This is a genomic window from Lysobacter brunescens, assembly GCF_042677005.1.
In the GTDB taxonomy this organism is placed as follows: Bacteria; Pseudomonadota; Gammaproteobacteria; order Xanthomonadales; family Xanthomonadaceae; genus Lysobacter_I; species Lysobacter_I brunescens.
Genome location: NZ_JBHTIF010000001.1, coordinates 1,775,263 through 1,791,748 on the forward strand (window position 1 = coordinate 1,775,263; position 16,486 = coordinate 1,791,748).

Here is a 16,486-nt window from a genome sequence, read left to right on the forward strand (position 1 = left end):
GCAAAACCCATCCCCACCCCTGTCCTCCCCTTGAAGGGGAGGGAGCAAAGCGCCGTGCTTTCAAGCCCTCCCCTTCAAGGGGAGGGTTGGGTGGGGATGGGTTTCGGGCTACGGCAAGCCGCTACAGCCGGTCGATCGGCAGCTTGAGGTAGCGCGCGCCGTTGTCCTCGGGCTCGGGCAGGGCGCCTGCACGGATGTTCACCTGGACGGCGGGCAGCAGCAGGGTCGGCATCGACAGCGTCGCATCGCGGGCGGTGCGCACCGCGACGAAGTCGTCCTCGTCGATGCCGTCGCGCACGTGGATGTTGCCGGCCTTCTGTGCCGCAATCGTCGTCTCGCAGGCGTATTCGCGTCCGCCGGGCGCGTAGTCGTGGCAGACGAACACGCGCGTCTCGCCCGGCAGCGCGAACATCCGCTGGATCGAGCGGTACAGCGTCCGCGCGTCGCCGCCCGGGAAATCGCAGCGCGCGGTGCCGCCATCGGGCATGAAGATCGAATCGCCGACGAACAGCGCATCGCCGATCCGGTACGCGATGCTGTCGTTGGTGTGACCCGGCACTGCGACCACCTCGGCCTCGATGTCGCCGACCGCGAAGCGTTCTCCATCGGCGAACAGATGGTCGAACTGCGAGCCGTCGACCGGGAAATGCTCGCCCAGGTTGAAGATCGGCCGGAATGTCTTCTGCACCAGGCGGATGCCTTCGCCGATGGCGAGCGTCGCTGCGGGCAGATGCGGTTTCAGCCAGTGCCCCGCGCTGAGGTGATCCGCGTGGGCATGGGTTTCGAGGATCCAGCACACCTCCAGCCCGTGTGCGCGGACATGGTCCAGCACCTGCTGTGCCGAGGTGGTCGACGTGCGCCCGGATTTCGCGTCGAAATCCAGCACCGGGTCGACGATCGCGGCTTGCCGCGTCGCCGGGTCGGCGACCACGTAGGTCCAGGTGCAGCTGTCGGTGTGGAAGAAGGGGGTGACGGTCGGCTTCATGGCGAACTCCGCGTGCATGTCGCGATTCTACGCGCGGGTCTGGCATCGGTCGGCAGCATCTGCATAATCGGTTGATGAACGACAAACTTCCCCTGCTGATCGACACCGACCCGGGCGTGGACGACGCGCTCGCCCTGCTGATGGCCTTCGATGCCCCGCATCACGAGGTCGTCGCGCTCACCATCGCCGCCGGCAACGTCGGCCTGAAGCACACCGTCGCCAATGCGCTGAAGCTGTGCGAAGTGGCGGAGGTCGACATCCCGGTCTTCGCCGGCTGCGACGCGCCGCTGCTGCACGCCGCGCCGGACGCGTCCTACGTGCACGGCCGCGACGGCTTCGGCGACATCGCCTATCCGCCGGCCGCGAAACAGGCCGAGGCCGAACACGCCGCGCAGGCGATGATCAGGCTCTCGCATGTCCACGCCGGCAAACTCGTCGTCTGCATGCTCGGCCCGCTGACCAACCTGGCGGTGGCGCTCAAGCTCGATCCGACCCTGCCCGAACGCGTCGGCCGCATGGTGGTGATGGGCGGCGCGGTCACGGGGCAGGGCAACACCACCCCGATGGCCGAGTTCAACATCGGCTTCGACCCGGAGGCCGCACACATCGTGTTCGAGGCCTTCGCGGCGGCCGGGAAGATCGTCGAGGTCGCCGACTGGGAAGCGGTGATCCGCCACGGTTTCCTGCATGCCGATGTCGAGCGCTGGCTGCAGGCCGACCATCCCCGCGCGCGGTTCTACGAAGCGATCTCGCGCAGGACCCGCGAATGGTCCGCCAGCCTGCGTGGCGACCACTGGCATGCCGCCGATGCCCTGGCGATGGCGATGCTGGTCGCGCCCGAGCACATTCGCGAGCGCGCCGTGCGGCCGCTGCGGATCGAACTGGTCGGGACTGAGAGCCGTGGCGCGACCGTGGTCGACTGGAACCGCCGCTCGGGCCGGGCAGACAACGCCGATCTGCTCATGAGCTACGACCAGGCCGCCTTCGAGGCCCTGATCCGGCAGGCATTGCGGGCCGAGTGACGGCCCTGGCGGCCGGGTCTGGCGGGTCAGCCGACGGGCGGCTTGAGCCGGGGCCATGACCTCGGCTACAATGCCCGGCTTTCCGCTCAACTCTGGTGCCGCCATGAAGGCCGATATCCATCCCGAATACCGCCAGGTCGTGTTCCAGGACGTGACCTCGGACTTCAAGATCCTGACCCGCTCGACCCTTGGCAGCAAGGAAACCGTCAAGTGGGAAGATGGCAACGAATACCCCCTGATCAAGGTGGAAATCTCGTCGTCGTCGCATCCGTTCTACACCGGCCAGCACCGTGTCGTCGACACTGCCGGCCGCGTCGACAAGTTCCGCAAGCGCTACGGCAAGTAATCGCCGTCGCCGCCCCCGGGCGGCGCGCGCAGCACCGCTTCACCTCAACGGCCGCCCATGGCGGCCGTTGTCGTGTCCGCGTGTTTCATTTCCGTGTCTTCCATCGTTGCGACGCAGTGTTCTGCGATACCGCTCCGTGATGCCGCCGGATTCGACCAAAGTCCAGAGCAGGCGCTCGAATTTCGGTATGCGATAATCGGTCGTTGTCGCGACCGCGTCGCGGCTGTCTTCCCCCGAGTGCGGCACGGCCGGTGCTGAGCTCCGCATTCAACGTCATTCAAGCTTTCCGGGAGTGTGCCGTGTCTCAACAGGATTCCACCATTCCGACCCAGGTCACCGTGACCGCCGGCGACAAGTCCGCCGTCCTGCCGGTGTACCAGCCCACCTTGGGCAGCCCGTGCGTCGACATCGCGAAGCTCCCGAAGGAGACGGGCCTGTTCACGTACGACTCGGGCTTCACGGCCACGGCGTCGTGCCGTTCGGCGATCACCTACATCGATGGCGATGCCGGCGTGCTGATGTATCGCGGCTACCCGATCGAACAGCTCGCCGAGAAGTCGAGCTTCCTCGAAGTCGCCTACCTGCTGATGAACGGCGAACTGCCGAACCCGCAGGAATTCGCCAAGTTCGAGCATGAGGTCACGCATCACACGATGATGCACGAGGCCTTCCGCACCTTCCTGTTCGGCTTCCGCCACGACGCGCATCCGATGGCGATGCTGGTCGGCATGCTTGGTTCGATGGCGAGCTTCTACCACAACACGCTGGACCTCGAAGACGCCGAGCAGCGCCGCATGGCTGCGATCCGCCTGATCGCGAAGGTGCCGACGATCGCCGCAGCCTGCCACCGCTACTCGATCGGCTGGCCGAGCCGCTATCCGAAGAACAACCTCGAATACGTCACCCGCTTCCTGCACATGATGAAGGAAGTGCCCAGCGAGCCGCTGGAGCTGAATCCGGTCGCCGCCAAGGCGCTGGACCTGCTGTTCATCCTGCACGCCGATCACGAGCAGAACGCGTCGACCTCGACCGTCCGCCTCGTCGGTTCGACCGGTGCGAATCCGTACGCGTGCGTCGCCGCCGGCGTGGCCGCGCTGTGGGGCCCGGCGCACGGCGGCGCCAACGAAGCCGTGCTCAAGATGCTGGAAGAGATCGGCACTGCGAACAACGTGCAGTCGGCCGTCGACAAGGCGAAGGACAAGAACTCGGGCTTCCGCCTGATGGGCTTCGGCCACCGTGTCTACAAGAACTTCGACCCGCGCGCGAAGATCATCCGCGAGATGTGCCACAAGGTGCTGAACGAGCTGGGCGTCAACGACCCGCTGCTCGAAGTGGCGATGAAGCTGGAAGAAGCCGCGCTGAAGGACGACTACTTCGTGCAGCGCAAGCTCTACCCGAACGTCGACTTCTACTCGGGCATCATCTACAAGGCGCTGGGCATCCCGACCGAGATGTTCACGGTCATGTTCGCCATCGCCCGCACCGCCGGCTGGGTTTCGCACTGGCTGGAGCAGCAGAACGATCCGGAAGCCAAGATCGGCCGTCCGCGCCAGATCTACACCGGCCATCCGGCGCGCGACTACAAGCCCGCGGACCAGCGCTGACCAGCCTGATCCCGGAGACGGGATCTGGTGCCGGTATCTTGAAAGACCCCGCTTCGGCGGGGTTTTTCGTTGGCAGGGCGGTCAACGATGTTGCGGCCGATGCGTTGGAGGTTCATGGATGGCGCCAGCCATCATCGCCCTGGAGGGCATGCCGATGGACTCGATGATTTCCGAATGCCTGCGCCGATCCGCATGGGTGGCCCTGCTCTGGTCCCTTTGCACCGTGGCGCAGGCACAGAGCGGCTGCACCCCGACGGCGGTGACGCCGGGCACGCCGGACCAGGACATCTGCTACGGCCCGGCCGCCTGGCGCGAGCCGACGCTCGGCGGGATCTGGCTGCAGCAGCGCTTCGATTTCTACCGTGCCCCCGGCGCGAATGCCGACGCGCCCGCGCCGCTGATCGTGTGGGCGCATCCCAACGGCAGCAGCAAGGCCATCGCCCCGGGTTCGGCCGCCGAGGCCGTGCTGCTCAAGCCCGCCCTGGATGCGGGCTTTTCGTTCGCCTCGGTGGAGTTCCGCCATCCGGTGGTCAACCGCATCGAAGCGGATTCGCCGACCAATCCCGGCGTGCCGCACCACGATCTGGCGCGGGCCCTGCAATTCATCCGTGCGAACGCCGTCGCGCTGGGCATCGACCGGCGCAACGTCTTCGTCGTCGGCGGTTCGCGCGGCACGCTGTCGCTGTGGACGGTGCTGCAGGGCGATATGGCGATCCCGACCAGCCCCGACCCGGTCGCGCGCCAATCCACGCGGGCGAACGCGGCCTTCGCCTACAACGCCCAGACCACCTACGACGGTCGCGAATTCGCCGACCTGTTCCTGGTCGAAGCTGACCGCGCGGCGTTCAAGGCGAGTTGGCAGGCGCAGCATCCCAAATACGCGCAGTACGGCAGCGCGATCCAGAGCGTGACGTCGGACGACCCGCCGGTGAAGTTGCGCTACGACCAGGCCTTCATCGGGCGACTGGTCACGCAGCAGGAGCTGGCCAGCGTCGATTACGTGCACTACCCGGACTACGGGCTGGCGCTGTGTGCGGCCTACCAGCTGGCCGTCGGCCACGGTGGGCGCTGCACGGCGGAGGGCGACCCGCGCTTCGCCACGATGGCCGAGGCGTATCGCGGCTACGTCGATTTCTTCAAGGCGCACCTGCGCGGTCGCCCCGCACCGGTGCTGCCCGCCGTGCTCAGCCCGCCGGCGGCGCCGGAGCGGCTGCGGATGCCCCGGACGCCGGGGCGCTAGATGCGAGATTTCCGCATGAGAACGGCCCGCCCACGCGGGCCGTCGTCGTTCAGGCGAGCAGCGAACGCAGCATCCAGGCGTTCTTCTCGTGGATGTTCAGGCGTTGGGTCATCAGGTCCACGGTCGGGTCGTCGCCGGCGTTGTCGGCGGTCTTCAGGACCTTGCGCGCGGTGCGGCAGACCGCTTCGTTGCCGAGGACCAGTTGGCGTACCATTTCGCGCCAGTCGCTGTCGTCGGCCACTTCGGCGTCCTCGATCGAACTGAGCCGGGCGAACGCGGCGTAGGAGCCCGGGGCCCGGTAGCCGAGGGCGCGGATGCGCTCGGCGATGGCGTCCAGCGCGGTCCATTCCTCGGTGTACTGGCCCTCGAACATCACGTGCAGGCTGTTGAACATCGGGCCGGTGATGTTCCAGTGGAAGTTGTGGGTCTTCAGGTAGAGGGTGTAGCTGTCGGCGAGGAAGTGCGAGAGGCCGTCGGCGATCTTGCTGCGATCGCCCGCCGACAGGCCGATGTCGATCTGCGGCATGTCGCCGGTCGTGGTGGCGGCGGTCTTGCCGCCGGGCTTCTTCGGGGGTTTGGCCATCTGAACGCTCCTTGGGGACAAAATGGCAGCGTACGACGCGCCGCCTGACTCTTCACCCAGACTATCGCTGCAATCGTTTCGATTGAAGCCAATCATTCAGACGTTTTTCATTGATGAAACCTATTGATTCAGAAGGGCAGGCCGACCTGCGCCGCGCCCGCGCGGCCGTGGACGGCGCCCTGTCGCGCGATCGCGGCCGGTTGATCGGCCTGTGGTCGCGCTGGAGCGGCAAGCCCGGCGATGCCGCGCTGCAGGCGGCGTTCGCCGAAGCGCTGGCCGTATCGGTCGCGGCGCGCGAGGCGCGGGCGGCGTCGCTGCCGACGGCGGTGGCGGTCGATCCGAACCTGCCGATCGCCGCCGAGGCCGATCGCCTGGTCGAGCTGATCCGCCGCCACCAGGTCGTGGTGATCGCCGGCGAGACCGGTTCGGGCAAGACCACGCAGCTGCCGAAGCTGTGCCTGGCCGCCGGCCGGGGCGCCGCCGGCATGATCGGTTGCACCCAGCCGCGCCGGATCGCCGCGCGCGCGGTGGCGCGGCGCGTCGCCGAGGAGCTGCAGACGCCGATGGGCGGGCTGGTCGGCTACCAGGTGCGCTTCAACGACAACGTCGGCGAACGCACGGCGGTGAAGTTCATGACCGACGGCATCCTCCTCGCGGAAATCCAGTCCGATCGCTGGCTGTCGGCCTACGACACGATCATCGTCGACGAGGCGCACGAACGCAGCCTCAACATCGATTTCCTGCTCGGCTATCTCAAGCAATTGCTGTTGAAACGCCGTGACCTCAAGGTCATCGTCACTTCCGCGACCATCGACACCGAGCGCTTCTCGAAGCATTTCGGCGATGCGCCGGTGGTCAGCGTGGAAGGACGCGGCCATCCGGTCGAGGTGCGTTATCGCCCGCTCGAAGGCGGCGAAGACGAGGAGGGGGCAGCGCAGGACGGTGGGCGGACCATCGTCGACGGCATCGTCGGCGCCTGCGACGAGATCATGCGTCTCGGCAATACCGGCGACACGCTGATCTTCCTGCCCGGCGAGCGCGAGATCCGCGATGCGCATCAGGCGCTGGAGAAGCGCAAGTACCGGCACACCGAAGTGCTGCCGCTGTACGCGCGGCTGTCGGCGCGCGACCAGGACCGCGTGTTCAACCCCGGGCCGCAGCGGCGCATCGTGCTCGCCACGAACGTCGCCGAAACCTCGCTGACCGTGCCGCGCATCCATTACGTGGTCGATCCCGGCCTGGCGCGCGTGAAGCGCTACAGCCCGCGGCAGAAGCTCGACCGCCTGCATATCGAACCGGTGTCGCAGGCCAGCGCCGACCAGCGCAAGGGCCGCTGCGGCCGCATCGCACCGGGCACCTGCTTCCGCCTGTATTCCGAAGCGGATTTCCTGTCCCGCGAGCCCTACACCGATCCGGAAATCCGCCGCGCGGCGCTGGCCGGCGTGATCCTGCGCATGCTGTCGCTGGGATTGGGCAGGATCGAGGATTTCCCGTTCCTCGAACCGCCGGACCCGCGCGCGATCGCCGACGGCTGGCAGCAGCTGGCCGAGCTCGGGGCGATCGATGCGGACCGGAAGCTCACCCGCATCGGCCGGACCATGGCGCGGCTGCCGGTGGACGTGAAGCTGGCGCGCATGCTGATCGCCGCGCAGCAGCAGGGCTGCCTGCGCGAGATGCTGGCGATCGCGAGTTTCCTCGGCATCCAGGATCCGCGCGAACGCCCTGCCGACCAGCGCGGCGCCGCCGATGCCGCGCACGCTGAATTCGCCGATGCGAAGTCGGAATTCGTCGGCATCCTGAAGCTCTGGGAAGCATATCGCGTCGCCCACGCGGAGATGACCCAGTCGCAGCTGCGCAAATGGGCGGACAAGCATTTCCTCGGCTTCCTCCGCCTGCGCGAATGGCGCGAGCTGCATCGGCAGTTGAAGCTGCTGTGCGATGAGTTGGATTGGGGCGAGGCACGCGATCCGCGCGCGCCGAAGACGACCCGTGCGGTCGCAGCCACCACGTCGTCCCCCCCTTTGAAAAAGGGGGGCAGGGGGGATTTGCCTTCCCCGCAAGCCATCGAAAAGCAAATCCCCCTCGATCCCCCTTTTGCAAAGGGGGAGGAAGAGCGGGCCTTGGCAAAAGGGGAGAACTCGCGCGTTCCTGCAAAAGGCGACGAGCATGCGCAAGGCATCGCCGTCGATTACGCGAAGCTGCATCGCGCCCTGATCGCCGGCCTGCCGACGCAGATCGGTCATCGCGGCGATCGCGGCCTGTACGACGGCCCGCGCGGGCGCAAGTTCACGATCTTCCCGGGCTCGCCGCTGTCGAAGAAGAATCCGCCGTGGGTGCTGTCGGCGACCCTGCTCGACACCGAGAAGGTCTGGTCGATCACCAATGCTGCGATCGAGCCGGAGTGGGCGATCGACGAGCTGCCGCATCTGCTTGCGCGCCGCCACCACGATCCGCACTGGGCACGCTCGCAGGGACGTGTGGTCGGCAGCGAGCAGATCAGCCTGTTCGGGCTGGTGCTGGCGCCGAAGAAACCGGTGCATTACGGCGCGCTGTTCCCGGAGGAGTCGCGCGCGATCTTCGCCCGCGATGCGCTGGTCACCGGGGAGATCAACACCCGCGCCGCGTTCGTCGCGCGCAATCGCGCCACGCTGGCGAAGGCGACCGAAGAGGAAGCCAAGCAGCGTCGCGCCGGCCTGGTCGTTGACGAAGAGTGGCAGGCGCAGTGGTATCTCGACCGGCTGCCGCCGCACGTGCACAACGCGCAGGCGCTGGATGCGTGGTACGCGAAGCTGCCGGCGGCCGAGAAGGCGAAGCTGGAGTGGTCGCTTGCCGACCTGATGGTCGGCGGTCCGAGCGATGCCGAACGCTTCCCGCCGTACCTGTCGCTGGGCGAGGTGCGCCTGGCGGTGAAGTACCGCTTCGAGCCGGGCGCACCGGATGACGGCATGACCGTGGCGGTGCCGCTGCACCTGCTCAATGCGCTCGATCCCGCGCAGCTGTCGTGGCTGGCGCCGGGCTTCGTGCAGGACAAGGCGGCGGCGCTGATCAAGTCGCTGCCGAAGGCGCTACGCCGCAACTTCGTGCCGGCGCCGGATTTCGCGCGCGCCTTCGCCGAGGCGTTCCCACAGCGAGACGCCGATGCCTTCGAGGGCGCGCTGGCGAGGTTCCTGAAGAAACTCACCGGCGTCGAGCTGCTGCCGTCGGATTTCGATCCGGCTTCGATCGACGCGCACCTGCGCGCCAACCTGCGCCTGCTCGACGCACCGTCGAAGGGCAGTGACGGCCGCAACGTGCTCGCCGAGTCGCGCGACCTCGACGACCTGCGCGCGCGCTTCGGCAAGCGCGCTGCCGATGCGTTCTCCGCGCGCGCGGCGGAAGGTCTCGCGCAGCGCGGGCTGACCGATTTCCCGGCCGTGTCGATCCCGGTCTCGGTGCCCGGTGCCGGCGGCGTGCCGGCCTATCCGGCGCTGCACGACGACGGCGACAGCGTGTCGCTCGCCGTGCATGCCGATCGCAGCGAGGCGCAGCGGCATCATCCCGAGGGCGTGCGCCGCCTGCTGCGGATCGCGCTGGGCGAGAAGATGAAGCAGGCGCGCAAGCAGCTGCCGGTGCAGCCGAAGACCTCGCTGCTCTACGCCGCGATCGAGAGCCGCGATCCGCGCAACGATGGCCTGAAGGACAGCGACCGCCTGCGCGCCGACCTCGTCGAAGGCGCGTTCGCCGCGCTGTCGGCCGAGGGCCTGCTGGAGATCCGCACGTCCGAGGACTTCGCGCAGCGTCGCGACGCCATCGGCAAGACGCTGTTCGGCGAAGCGATGACGCGCTTGAAGCAGGCGGAGACCATCCTCGCCCGCGTCGCCGAGGTCCGCGCCGCGCTCGAATCCAACCTGATGGGCTGGGCCCGCGCCAACCTCGACGACCTGCACGCGCAGCTCGCCTCGCTCGCCGCGCCAGGCTTCCTGCGCGATGTCCCGGCCGATGCGCTGGCGGAGTATCCGCGCTGGCTCAAGGCGATGGCGCTGCGCGCCGAGCGCGCGCTGCGCGACCCCGTGCGCGACCAGGCGCGGATGCTCGAGCTCAAGCCATTCGCCGATGCGCTGGCGGATGCCCGCGATCGCGACATCGACCGCCAGCCGGGCTGGCAGGCCCTGCGCTGGGACCTGGAGGAGTTCCGGGTCTCGCTGTTCGCGCAGGAACTGGGCGCGAAGGGCGGGGTGTCCGCGAAGAAGCTGGCGACGCGCCTGTCGCAATTGCGCTGAGCGTCGCCGCCGGCGAGACGCGCACGCGTTACGCTGGACGCGTCGCCCGCACATGCACTGCCGGGTCCGGGCGATGGCGGCCTGCGGCGTTCGCGCTCGCAGCCGCCGGAGATCGGCAGCTTGCAGTCAAAAGGAAATACCATGCACAAGACCTTCATCCACGGTCTCGCGATCGCCCTCCTGTCCGCCGCCATGGGCTTCAGCGGAAGCGCTGCGGCGATCCCGGGTGGTCCCAGCAGCCCCTGCACCGAGGCCAACCAGGGCGAAATCGCGACGGTCGAAAGCTACAGCCCGCGCACCGGCTACACCCAGCGCATCTACGAATGCACCCCATACGGCTGGTCGATCATCGCCCGCTGCGACGAGTACGGCTGCATCTACTACTGAGCCCTGCTTCCGCAACGCCACACGCCCCCGGCTTCGGCCGGGGGCGTGTCGTTTGGGGCATGCCGCTTCACGGCAGCGCGGCGATTCTGATATCCCGGACCTCGGGCCGGCGTGACTTACGGCCCCTGCCTGCGAACCATGGCTGTGTCACAAATGCCGCCCGGCCGCGTCATGGTCTCGAATACCGGTTCTGCCGTGCGCATCCGCCCCCTGTCCCAGGAGCTTCCCATGTCCCATCTGATCGATATCTACCTGCAGCCCGGCAAGGTCTTCGCCGCGCTGAAGGACAAACCGACCTTCCTCGTCCCCCTGCTGCTGACGATCGTGATCGGCGTGGTCATGGTCGGGCTCTATTTCGCCCAGGTCGATGGCGCCTGGCTGGTGGATCGCATGGCCAGCGCCAATCCGGAGGCCACCGCGAAGGAAGTCGAGCAGATGCGCAAGGTCATGCCGAGCGCGCAGGTCATGGGTTATTTCGGCATGGCCGGCCTGCTGGTGGTCACGGTGCTGGTCACGCTTGTCGTCGCCCTGTACTACTGGATCGCCGGCAAGATCGCCGGGCATGCGCTGTCGTTCCGCCATGGCCTCAGCCTCACGGCCTGGTCGGGCATGCCGATGCTGCTCGGCAGCATCGTCGGGCTGGTAGGCGTGATCACCATGACGCCGCAGACGCCGCTGGAATCGCTGCAGATGTTCAACATCGATCCGCTGTTCGTCGAACTGCCGATGGACCATGCGTGGAGCACGTTCGCGAAGGGCTTCAGCCTGCTCATGTTCTGGGCGATCGGCCTGGCTGCGCTGGGCTGGCGCACATGGTTCCGCACCGGCTGGGTGCAGGCGGTGTTCGTGGCCGCGCTGCCCTACCTGGTCTACTTCGGCGCGCTGGCCGTCGTCGCGCTGTTGAAGTGATCGACGCCCTTTCCCTGGATTCCGGATCGTTTCGATGAAACCCAATCGCAAGTGGCTCATTGCCGCCGGCATCGTGCTCGTGCTGGTCGTGCCGTTCGTCATCAAGAAGAATCGCGGCGCGTCCGCGACCGACGTCGACCTCGCGACCGCCGCACCGCAGCTGGTGCAGCCCTCGATCCTCGCCTCGGGCACGCTGGCCTTCCGCAACGAGGTCAATCTCACCTCGGAAGTCACCGGCAAGGTCGAGACCATCCTCGTCAAGGAAGGCGACACCGTCGAGGCCGGGCAGACCCTGCTGCTGCTCGATCCCGAGCTGTACAACAACGCGATCGAGCGCGAGGAGGCCGGCCTGCGCCAGACCCGCATCGCGATCGAGCGCCAGCGCGCGCAGGTGGCGCTGCGCCGCAAGCAGTTCGAGCGCAGCCAGGTGCTGGTGCAGCAGAAACTGATCGACCGCAACCGCTTCGACGAGGATCGCAACCAGCTCGAAGTCGCCGAAGCCGACCTGCGCACCAGCGAGGAATCGCTGCGCCGCGCCGAATCCGTGGTCAACGACGCCCGCGAACAGCGCGCGCGCACCGAGATCCGCTCGCCGATTTCCGGGCGCATCGTCTCCCTGCCGATCAAGGTCGGCGAAACCGCAGTGCCGTCGACGTCGGCCTTCGCCGGTGCGCAGCTGATGAAGATCGCCGACACCTCGGAGATCATCGCCGAGCTGAAGGTCGACGAAGCCGACATCGCCAAGGTCGGCGCGGGCCAGCGCGTGGAGGTGTACGCGGCCGCCTATCCGGACAGCGCCCTCAAGGGCAGCGTCGAGCAGATCGCGCTGGCGCCGACCATCGAAGGCCAGGGCCGTGCCTACAAGGTCACCGTGCGCATCGTGCCGCCGAAGGGCCTGGCGCTGCGTTCTGGCATGAGCGTGCGTGCCGACATCTTCCTCGGCGACGGCCAGCGCCGTCTCGCGGTGCCGGTGGAAGCGATCTCGACCGAGACCGGCGACGACGGCAAGCCCGTGCGCCACATCTGGCTGGCGAAGGACGGCAAGGCGACGCGCGTGACGGTGCAGACCGGCGCCTCCGACGACCGCTGGGAAGTGGTGACGAAGGGTATCGCGCAGGGCGACACCGTGATCGTCGGCCCGGCGAAGGCGCTGCGCGGCCTCAGCGAGGGCGCCCTGGTGAAGCGTCGCGACCCGGCGAAGTCGAAGGACGAGGGCGACCGAAAGGGCGACGGCGACGGCGCCGACGACGACGACGCGAAGGACGCCGGATGATCGTCCTGCGCGACATCGTCAAGCGCTACACGATGGGCGAGGAGGTCGTGCAGGCCCTGGCCGGCGTCGACCTCGACATCGCGCGCAACGAGTACGTGGCGCTGACCGGGCCGTCGGGTTCGGGCAAGTCGACGCTGATGAACCTGCTCGGCTGCCTCGACACGCCGACCGAGGGCACGTACACGCTCAATGGTCGCGACGTGTCCGGCATGAACGACACCGAGCTGGCGCAGGTGCGCAACCGCGAGATCGGTTTCGTCTTCCAGAGCTTCCACCTGCTGCCGCGCATGACCGTGCTGCAGAACGTGATGCAGCCGCTGGTCTATCGCGGCATGCCGCAGGACGAGCGCCGCGCGCGCGCCGCCGAGGCCCTGGGCAAGGTCGGCCTGGGCGACCGCATGGGCCATCGCCCGAACCAGCTGTCCGGCGGCCAGCGCCAGCGCGTCGCGATCGCGCGCGCGCTGGTCGGCGCGCCCTCGATCCTGCTCGCCGACGAACCCACCGGCAACCTCGATACCCGCACGTCCGCCGAGATCATGGCCCTGTTCGACGCGCTGCACGCGCAGGGGCAGACCGTGATCCTGGTGACCCACGAACCCGACATCGCCGCGCACTGCCATCGCGTGCTGCGCGTCAGCGACGGCCGCATCGTCGAGGACCGCCGCCAGGTCCCGGTGCGTGCCGCCAGCGCCGCAGACGGAGGAACGCACTGATGCAGGCCTATCTCGAAGCCTTCCGCGCCGCGCTGACCAGCCTCGCGGCGCACCGCATGCGCAGCTTCCTGACCACGCTGGGCATCCTGATCGGCACCGGCTCGGTGATCGCGGTGGTGTCGCTGGTGCAGGGCTTCTCCGATTCGATCAAGGGCCAGCTGTCCGACCTCGGGGGCAGCACGCTGACCCTGCGTGCGGTCAACGACAACGAGAACTTCCGCACCGGCAAGATCAACACCATTACCTTCGACGACATCGACGTGCTGCGCTACCGCGTTGCGGGGGTGAAGGACGTCGCACCGCTCATGGTGGTGCAGGCCACCGGCGCCAGCTACAAGGGCCGGACCAGCAGCCCGCAGGTGCAGGCGACGACCGCGGACTACGCGCTGGTCAACAACCGCTACCCCGAATTCGGGCGCTTCATCGTCGACAGCGACGACAAGGGTCATCGCCGCGTCGCGGTCATCGGCACCGACCTGCGCGACGAGCTGAAGATGCCGAAGAACCCGGTCGGCGAGTACTTCATGATCGGCAAGGAATGGTTCAAGGTCGTCGGCGTGATGGAGAAGGAGGGCGAGGTGTTCGGCTTCAGCCGCGACAACTACGCCATCATTCCCTTCGATGTCGGCCGAGCGATGATGGGCAACAGCAACGAGCCGATGATCATGGCCTCGTTCACCGTCGCCAACCTCGGCGAGGTCGAGGCCGTGCGCGAGCGCGTGAAGCGCGCGGTGCGCGCCTCGCGCAAGCTGGTCGCCGAGAAGGACGACGACTTCAAGGTCGAGGCTGCGGACTCGGTGCTCAAACAGTTCGAGAAGATCACCGGCACCGCGACCATGGTGGTCGCCGGCGTGGTCGGCATCTCGCTGCTGGTCGGCGGCATCGGCATCATGAACATCATGCTGGTGTCGGTGACCGAGCGGACCCGCGAGATCGGCATCCTCAAGGCGCTCGGTGCCACGCGCCGCGACATCCTCGTGCAGTTCCTCGCCGAGGCCGGCCTGCTCGCGCTGCTCGGCGGCATCATCGGCATCGCCCTGGGCTACGGGCTCGCGCTGCTGATCTCGGCCCTGGTGCCCGGCTTCCCGCCGGCGCACGTGCCGCTGTGGGTGGTGATCGCCGCCGCCGGCTTCTCGGCCATGGTCGGCGTGCTGTTCGGGATCATGCCGGCGTCGAAGGCGGCGGGTCTGGATCCGATCGAGGCGCTGCGCTACGAATGATCTCCGAAAGACGAACGCCCGGGGCTGCACGGCCCCGGGCGTCGTCCGATCATTGCGACTGCATCGCCGGGTTACGGCGTGGCGTTGATCGTGGTTTGCGCGTTGATGATGCCGGTGCCCAGCGGCCCCGGCGACGGCGTTGCGCCGAACGGCTTGACGTTCGCCTTGATGATCGACTCGCAGGTCGCCGGTGCGCAGTCGGTGCTCGGCTTGGAGTGCATCATCGCCACCAGGCCGGCCACGTGCGGGGCCGACATCGAGGTGCCGCTGTAGTTGGCGTAGCTGTCCGCGCCCGGCGAGGTGGTGCTGGCGTTGAGCGTCGAGAGGATGCTCACGCCCGGCGCGGAGACGTCCACGCCCGCACCGTAGTTCGAGAAGCTGGCCTTGCGTGCGGTCGAGTCCGTGGCGCCGACCACGATCAGGCCCGCGCCGGTGCAGCCGGCCGGCGTGAAGTTCGAGACATTGGCGTTGCTGTTGCCGGCGGCGACCACCACGGTGGTGCCGCGGCTCAGCGCGCCGTTGATCGCGACCTGCATCGCCGAGGACGACGGACAGCCGCCGCCACCGCCCAGGCTCATGTTGATCACGCTGGCCTTGTTCGCGCCGACCAGCGGAACGCCCGCCACGCTGCCGCCCGAGGACCAGGTGATCGCGTCGGCGATGTCGGCCAGGGTGCCGCCGCAGCGGCCAAGCGCGCGCACCGACAGGACCTTGCCCTGGTGCGCCATGCCGGCGACGCCGACGCCGTTGTTGGTCACGGCCGCGACCGTGCCGGAGACATGGGTGCCGTGCCAGCTGGAATTGCGCGCCGGCTGGCCCACGCCGCAGAAGCCGGCGGTCACCCAGTCGCCCGGATCGGACGCGTCGCTGTCGCGACCGTTGCCGTCGTTGGCGGTGCTCGTGTTGGTGATGAAGTCGTAGCCGTTGATGATGTTCGCCGCGAGGTCGGCGTGCGGACGATGACCGGTGTCGATCACCGCGACGATCTTGCCGGCGCCGCGGAAGCCGGTGTCCCAGGCCAGGTTGGCGTTGGTGCCGCCGGCGCCGCTCAGGAAGCCGTACTGCGAGCCGAAGCTCGGATCGTTCGGGGTCAGCGTGGGCTGCAGGCGGATGTTCGCCTCCACGAAGGCCACATCCGGGTCCGTCGCGATCTGGCGGATCAGCGTTTCGGCTTCTGCGCGGTCCAGCTTGCGGCTGAGGCCGATCAGCTCGGCGCCGATGCCGAGCGTGCGCTCGTGGCGCACGCGCAGCGCCTTGGCGCGGCCGAACGTGCGGTTCGCCATGACGCCGAGACGGTTCATCATCAGCGAGCGGTTGCCCTTCACGGCGCTGCCGTCGCGATAGCGCACGATCACGCCATCGACCGGCTCGCCCGATGCCAGGCCGGACACGTTGAATCGCTCGCCGGCGAACGAGGTGCCAGCGAACAGGGCGGCGCACACGGCGACGCTGAGGCCAAGCAGACGGGTATGGGAATTGCGACGGGACATCTGGACTTCCTCCTTGGGATGTTTGAATTGATGCAGCCTGTCGTGCATCGCACGGGCGTGCCCGCAGCAAGCGTTGCGGAAACACCTCGGGGGAAACGGTCGTGCCGATGCGGTGCCGGCTGGTCTCGTTCCTTCGAAGGCCAGGAGCCTCATGCGAGAGGGCGATCCACGCCCCGCAACCAGCATCCTGTGGCGTTCGCGACAGTGTCAATCGAGGGTGAGCGCAGCGCCTCGCGTCACGCAATGCGTCATGGATCGCCCGCATCTTCGCTGCGCGCGTTTTTCCATAGACGAGCACGATCATGTGCTGCCGGTCGACGCGAAACTGCGACCGACTGCAGCCTGCGATGCCGCCTCGTTTTTCGATGGCTTCAATCGGACGTGCGACTACGATCCAAAAAAATCATTCATCGGCCGCATGCGTGGCACCTGCGCGCGCCGGAAGCAATGAGATC

General features: G+C 67.9%; 14 protein-coding genes. 11 read left to right on the top strand and 3 right to left on the bottom strand.

Going from position 1 to position 16,486, the window contains the following annotated elements; genetic code table 11:
• Positions 1–121 precede the first annotated feature (121 nt).
• Complete coding sequence (locus ACFQ0E_RS07685) at positions 122–985, bottom strand: MBL fold metallo-hydrolase (protein WP_386823095.1); 864 nt, start codon at positions 983–985, stop codon at positions 122–124.
• Positions 986–1,059: 74 nt separating this feature from the next.
• On the opposite strand from ACFQ0E_RS07685, the gene ACFQ0E_RS07690 reads away from it, so the two are divergent.
• The 4 genes from ACFQ0E_RS07690 (at position 1,060) to ACFQ0E_RS07705 (ending at position 5,197) form a co-directional block, all read left to right on the top strand.
• The gene (locus tag ACFQ0E_RS07690) at positions 1,060–2,007 is read left to right on the top strand and encodes a nucleoside hydrolase (protein ID WP_386823096.1); all 948 of its coding nucleotides are present in this window, start codon (positions 1,060–1,062) and stop codon (positions 2,005–2,007) included.
• Between the two features lie 103 nt (positions 2,008–2,110).
• Positions 2,111–2,353 (top strand): type B 50S ribosomal protein L31, encoded by a 243-nt coding sequence (locus ACFQ0E_RS07695; RefSeq protein ID WP_386824080.1) that lies wholly within the window; start codon positions 2,111–2,113, stop codon positions 2,351–2,353.
• 320 nt (positions 2,354–2,673) lie between these two features.
• Positions 2,674–3,957 (top strand): citrate synthase, encoded by a 1,284-nt coding sequence (locus ACFQ0E_RS07700; RefSeq protein ID WP_386824082.1) that lies wholly within the window; start codon positions 2,674–2,676, stop codon positions 3,955–3,957.
• A gap of 118 nt (positions 3,958–4,075) precedes the next feature.
• On the top strand, positions 4,076–5,197 hold the full coding sequence (locus ACFQ0E_RS07705; protein ID WP_386823097.1) for a hypothetical protein: 1,122 nt from the start codon (positions 4,076–4,078) through the stop codon (positions 5,195–5,197).
• A gap of 49 nt (positions 5,198–5,246) precedes the next feature.
• Here the strand turns inward: ACFQ0E_RS07705 and ACFQ0E_RS07710 are convergent, their stop codons facing one another.
• Positions 5,247–5,780, bottom strand: coding sequence for a Dps family protein (locus tag ACFQ0E_RS07710; protein ID WP_386823098.1), 534 nt, complete (start codon positions 5,778–5,780; stop codon positions 5,247–5,249).
• A gap of 113 nt (positions 5,781–5,893) precedes the next feature.
• Between ACFQ0E_RS07710 and hrpA the strand changes: the two genes are divergently transcribed.
• The 6 genes from hrpA to ACFQ0E_RS07740 all read left to right on the top strand — a co-directional run bounded on the left by hrpA (position 5,894) and on the right by ACFQ0E_RS07740 (position 14,541).
• On the top strand, positions 5,894–10,039 hold the full coding sequence (gene hrpA, locus ACFQ0E_RS07715; RefSeq protein WP_386823099.1) for an ATP-dependent RNA helicase HrpA: 4,146 nt from the start codon (positions 5,894–5,896) through the stop codon (positions 10,037–10,039).
• A gap of 141 nt (positions 10,040–10,180) precedes the next feature.
• On the top strand, positions 10,181–10,426 hold the full coding sequence (locus ACFQ0E_RS07720; protein ID WP_386823100.1) for a hypothetical protein: 246 nt from the start codon (positions 10,181–10,183) through the stop codon (positions 10,424–10,426).
• 228 nt (positions 10,427–10,654) lie between these two features.
• Entirely contained in the window at positions 10,655–11,335 is a 681-nt protein-coding gene (locus tag ACFQ0E_RS07725; RefSeq protein ID WP_386823101.1) for a YIP1 family protein, read from the top strand.
• A gap of 34 nt (positions 11,336–11,369) precedes the next feature.
• Positions 11,370–12,608 carry an efflux RND transporter periplasmic adaptor subunit gene (locus ACFQ0E_RS07730; protein ID WP_386823102.1) on the top strand — a complete coding sequence of 413 codons (1,239 nt, stop codon included), beginning with the start codon at positions 11,370–11,372 and terminating at the stop codon, positions 12,606–12,608.
• A complete protein-coding gene (locus ACFQ0E_RS07735) occupies positions 12,605–13,321 on the top strand; it encodes an ABC transporter ATP-binding protein (RefSeq protein ID WP_386823103.1) in 717 nt (238 codons plus the stop codon). The genes ACFQ0E_RS07730 and ACFQ0E_RS07735 overlap by 4 nt, the downstream gene beginning before the upstream one ends.
• A complete protein-coding gene (locus tag ACFQ0E_RS07740; protein ID WP_386823104.1) occupies positions 13,321–14,541 on the top strand; it encodes an ABC transporter permease in 1,221 nt (406 codons plus the stop codon). Before ACFQ0E_RS07735 ends, ACFQ0E_RS07740 begins: the two co-directional genes overlap by 1 nt.
• A 71-nt stretch (positions 14,542–14,612) precedes the next feature.
• On the opposite strand, the gene ACFQ0E_RS07745 is transcribed toward ACFQ0E_RS07740, so the two are convergent.
• Positions 14,613–16,031, bottom strand: coding sequence for a S8 family peptidase (locus tag ACFQ0E_RS07745; protein WP_386823105.1), 1,419 nt, complete (start codon positions 16,029–16,031; stop codon positions 14,613–14,615).
• A 250-nt stretch (positions 16,032–16,281) separates the two neighbouring features.
• Here ACFQ0E_RS07745 and ACFQ0E_RS07750 point away from each other — a divergent pair, with 250 nt between their 5' ends.
• Positions 16,282–16,482, top strand: a complete 201-nt coding sequence (locus ACFQ0E_RS07750; RefSeq protein ID WP_386823106.1) for a hypothetical protein — start codon at positions 16,282–16,284, stop codon at positions 16,480–16,482.
• Positions 16,483–16,486 lie beyond the last annotated feature (4 nt).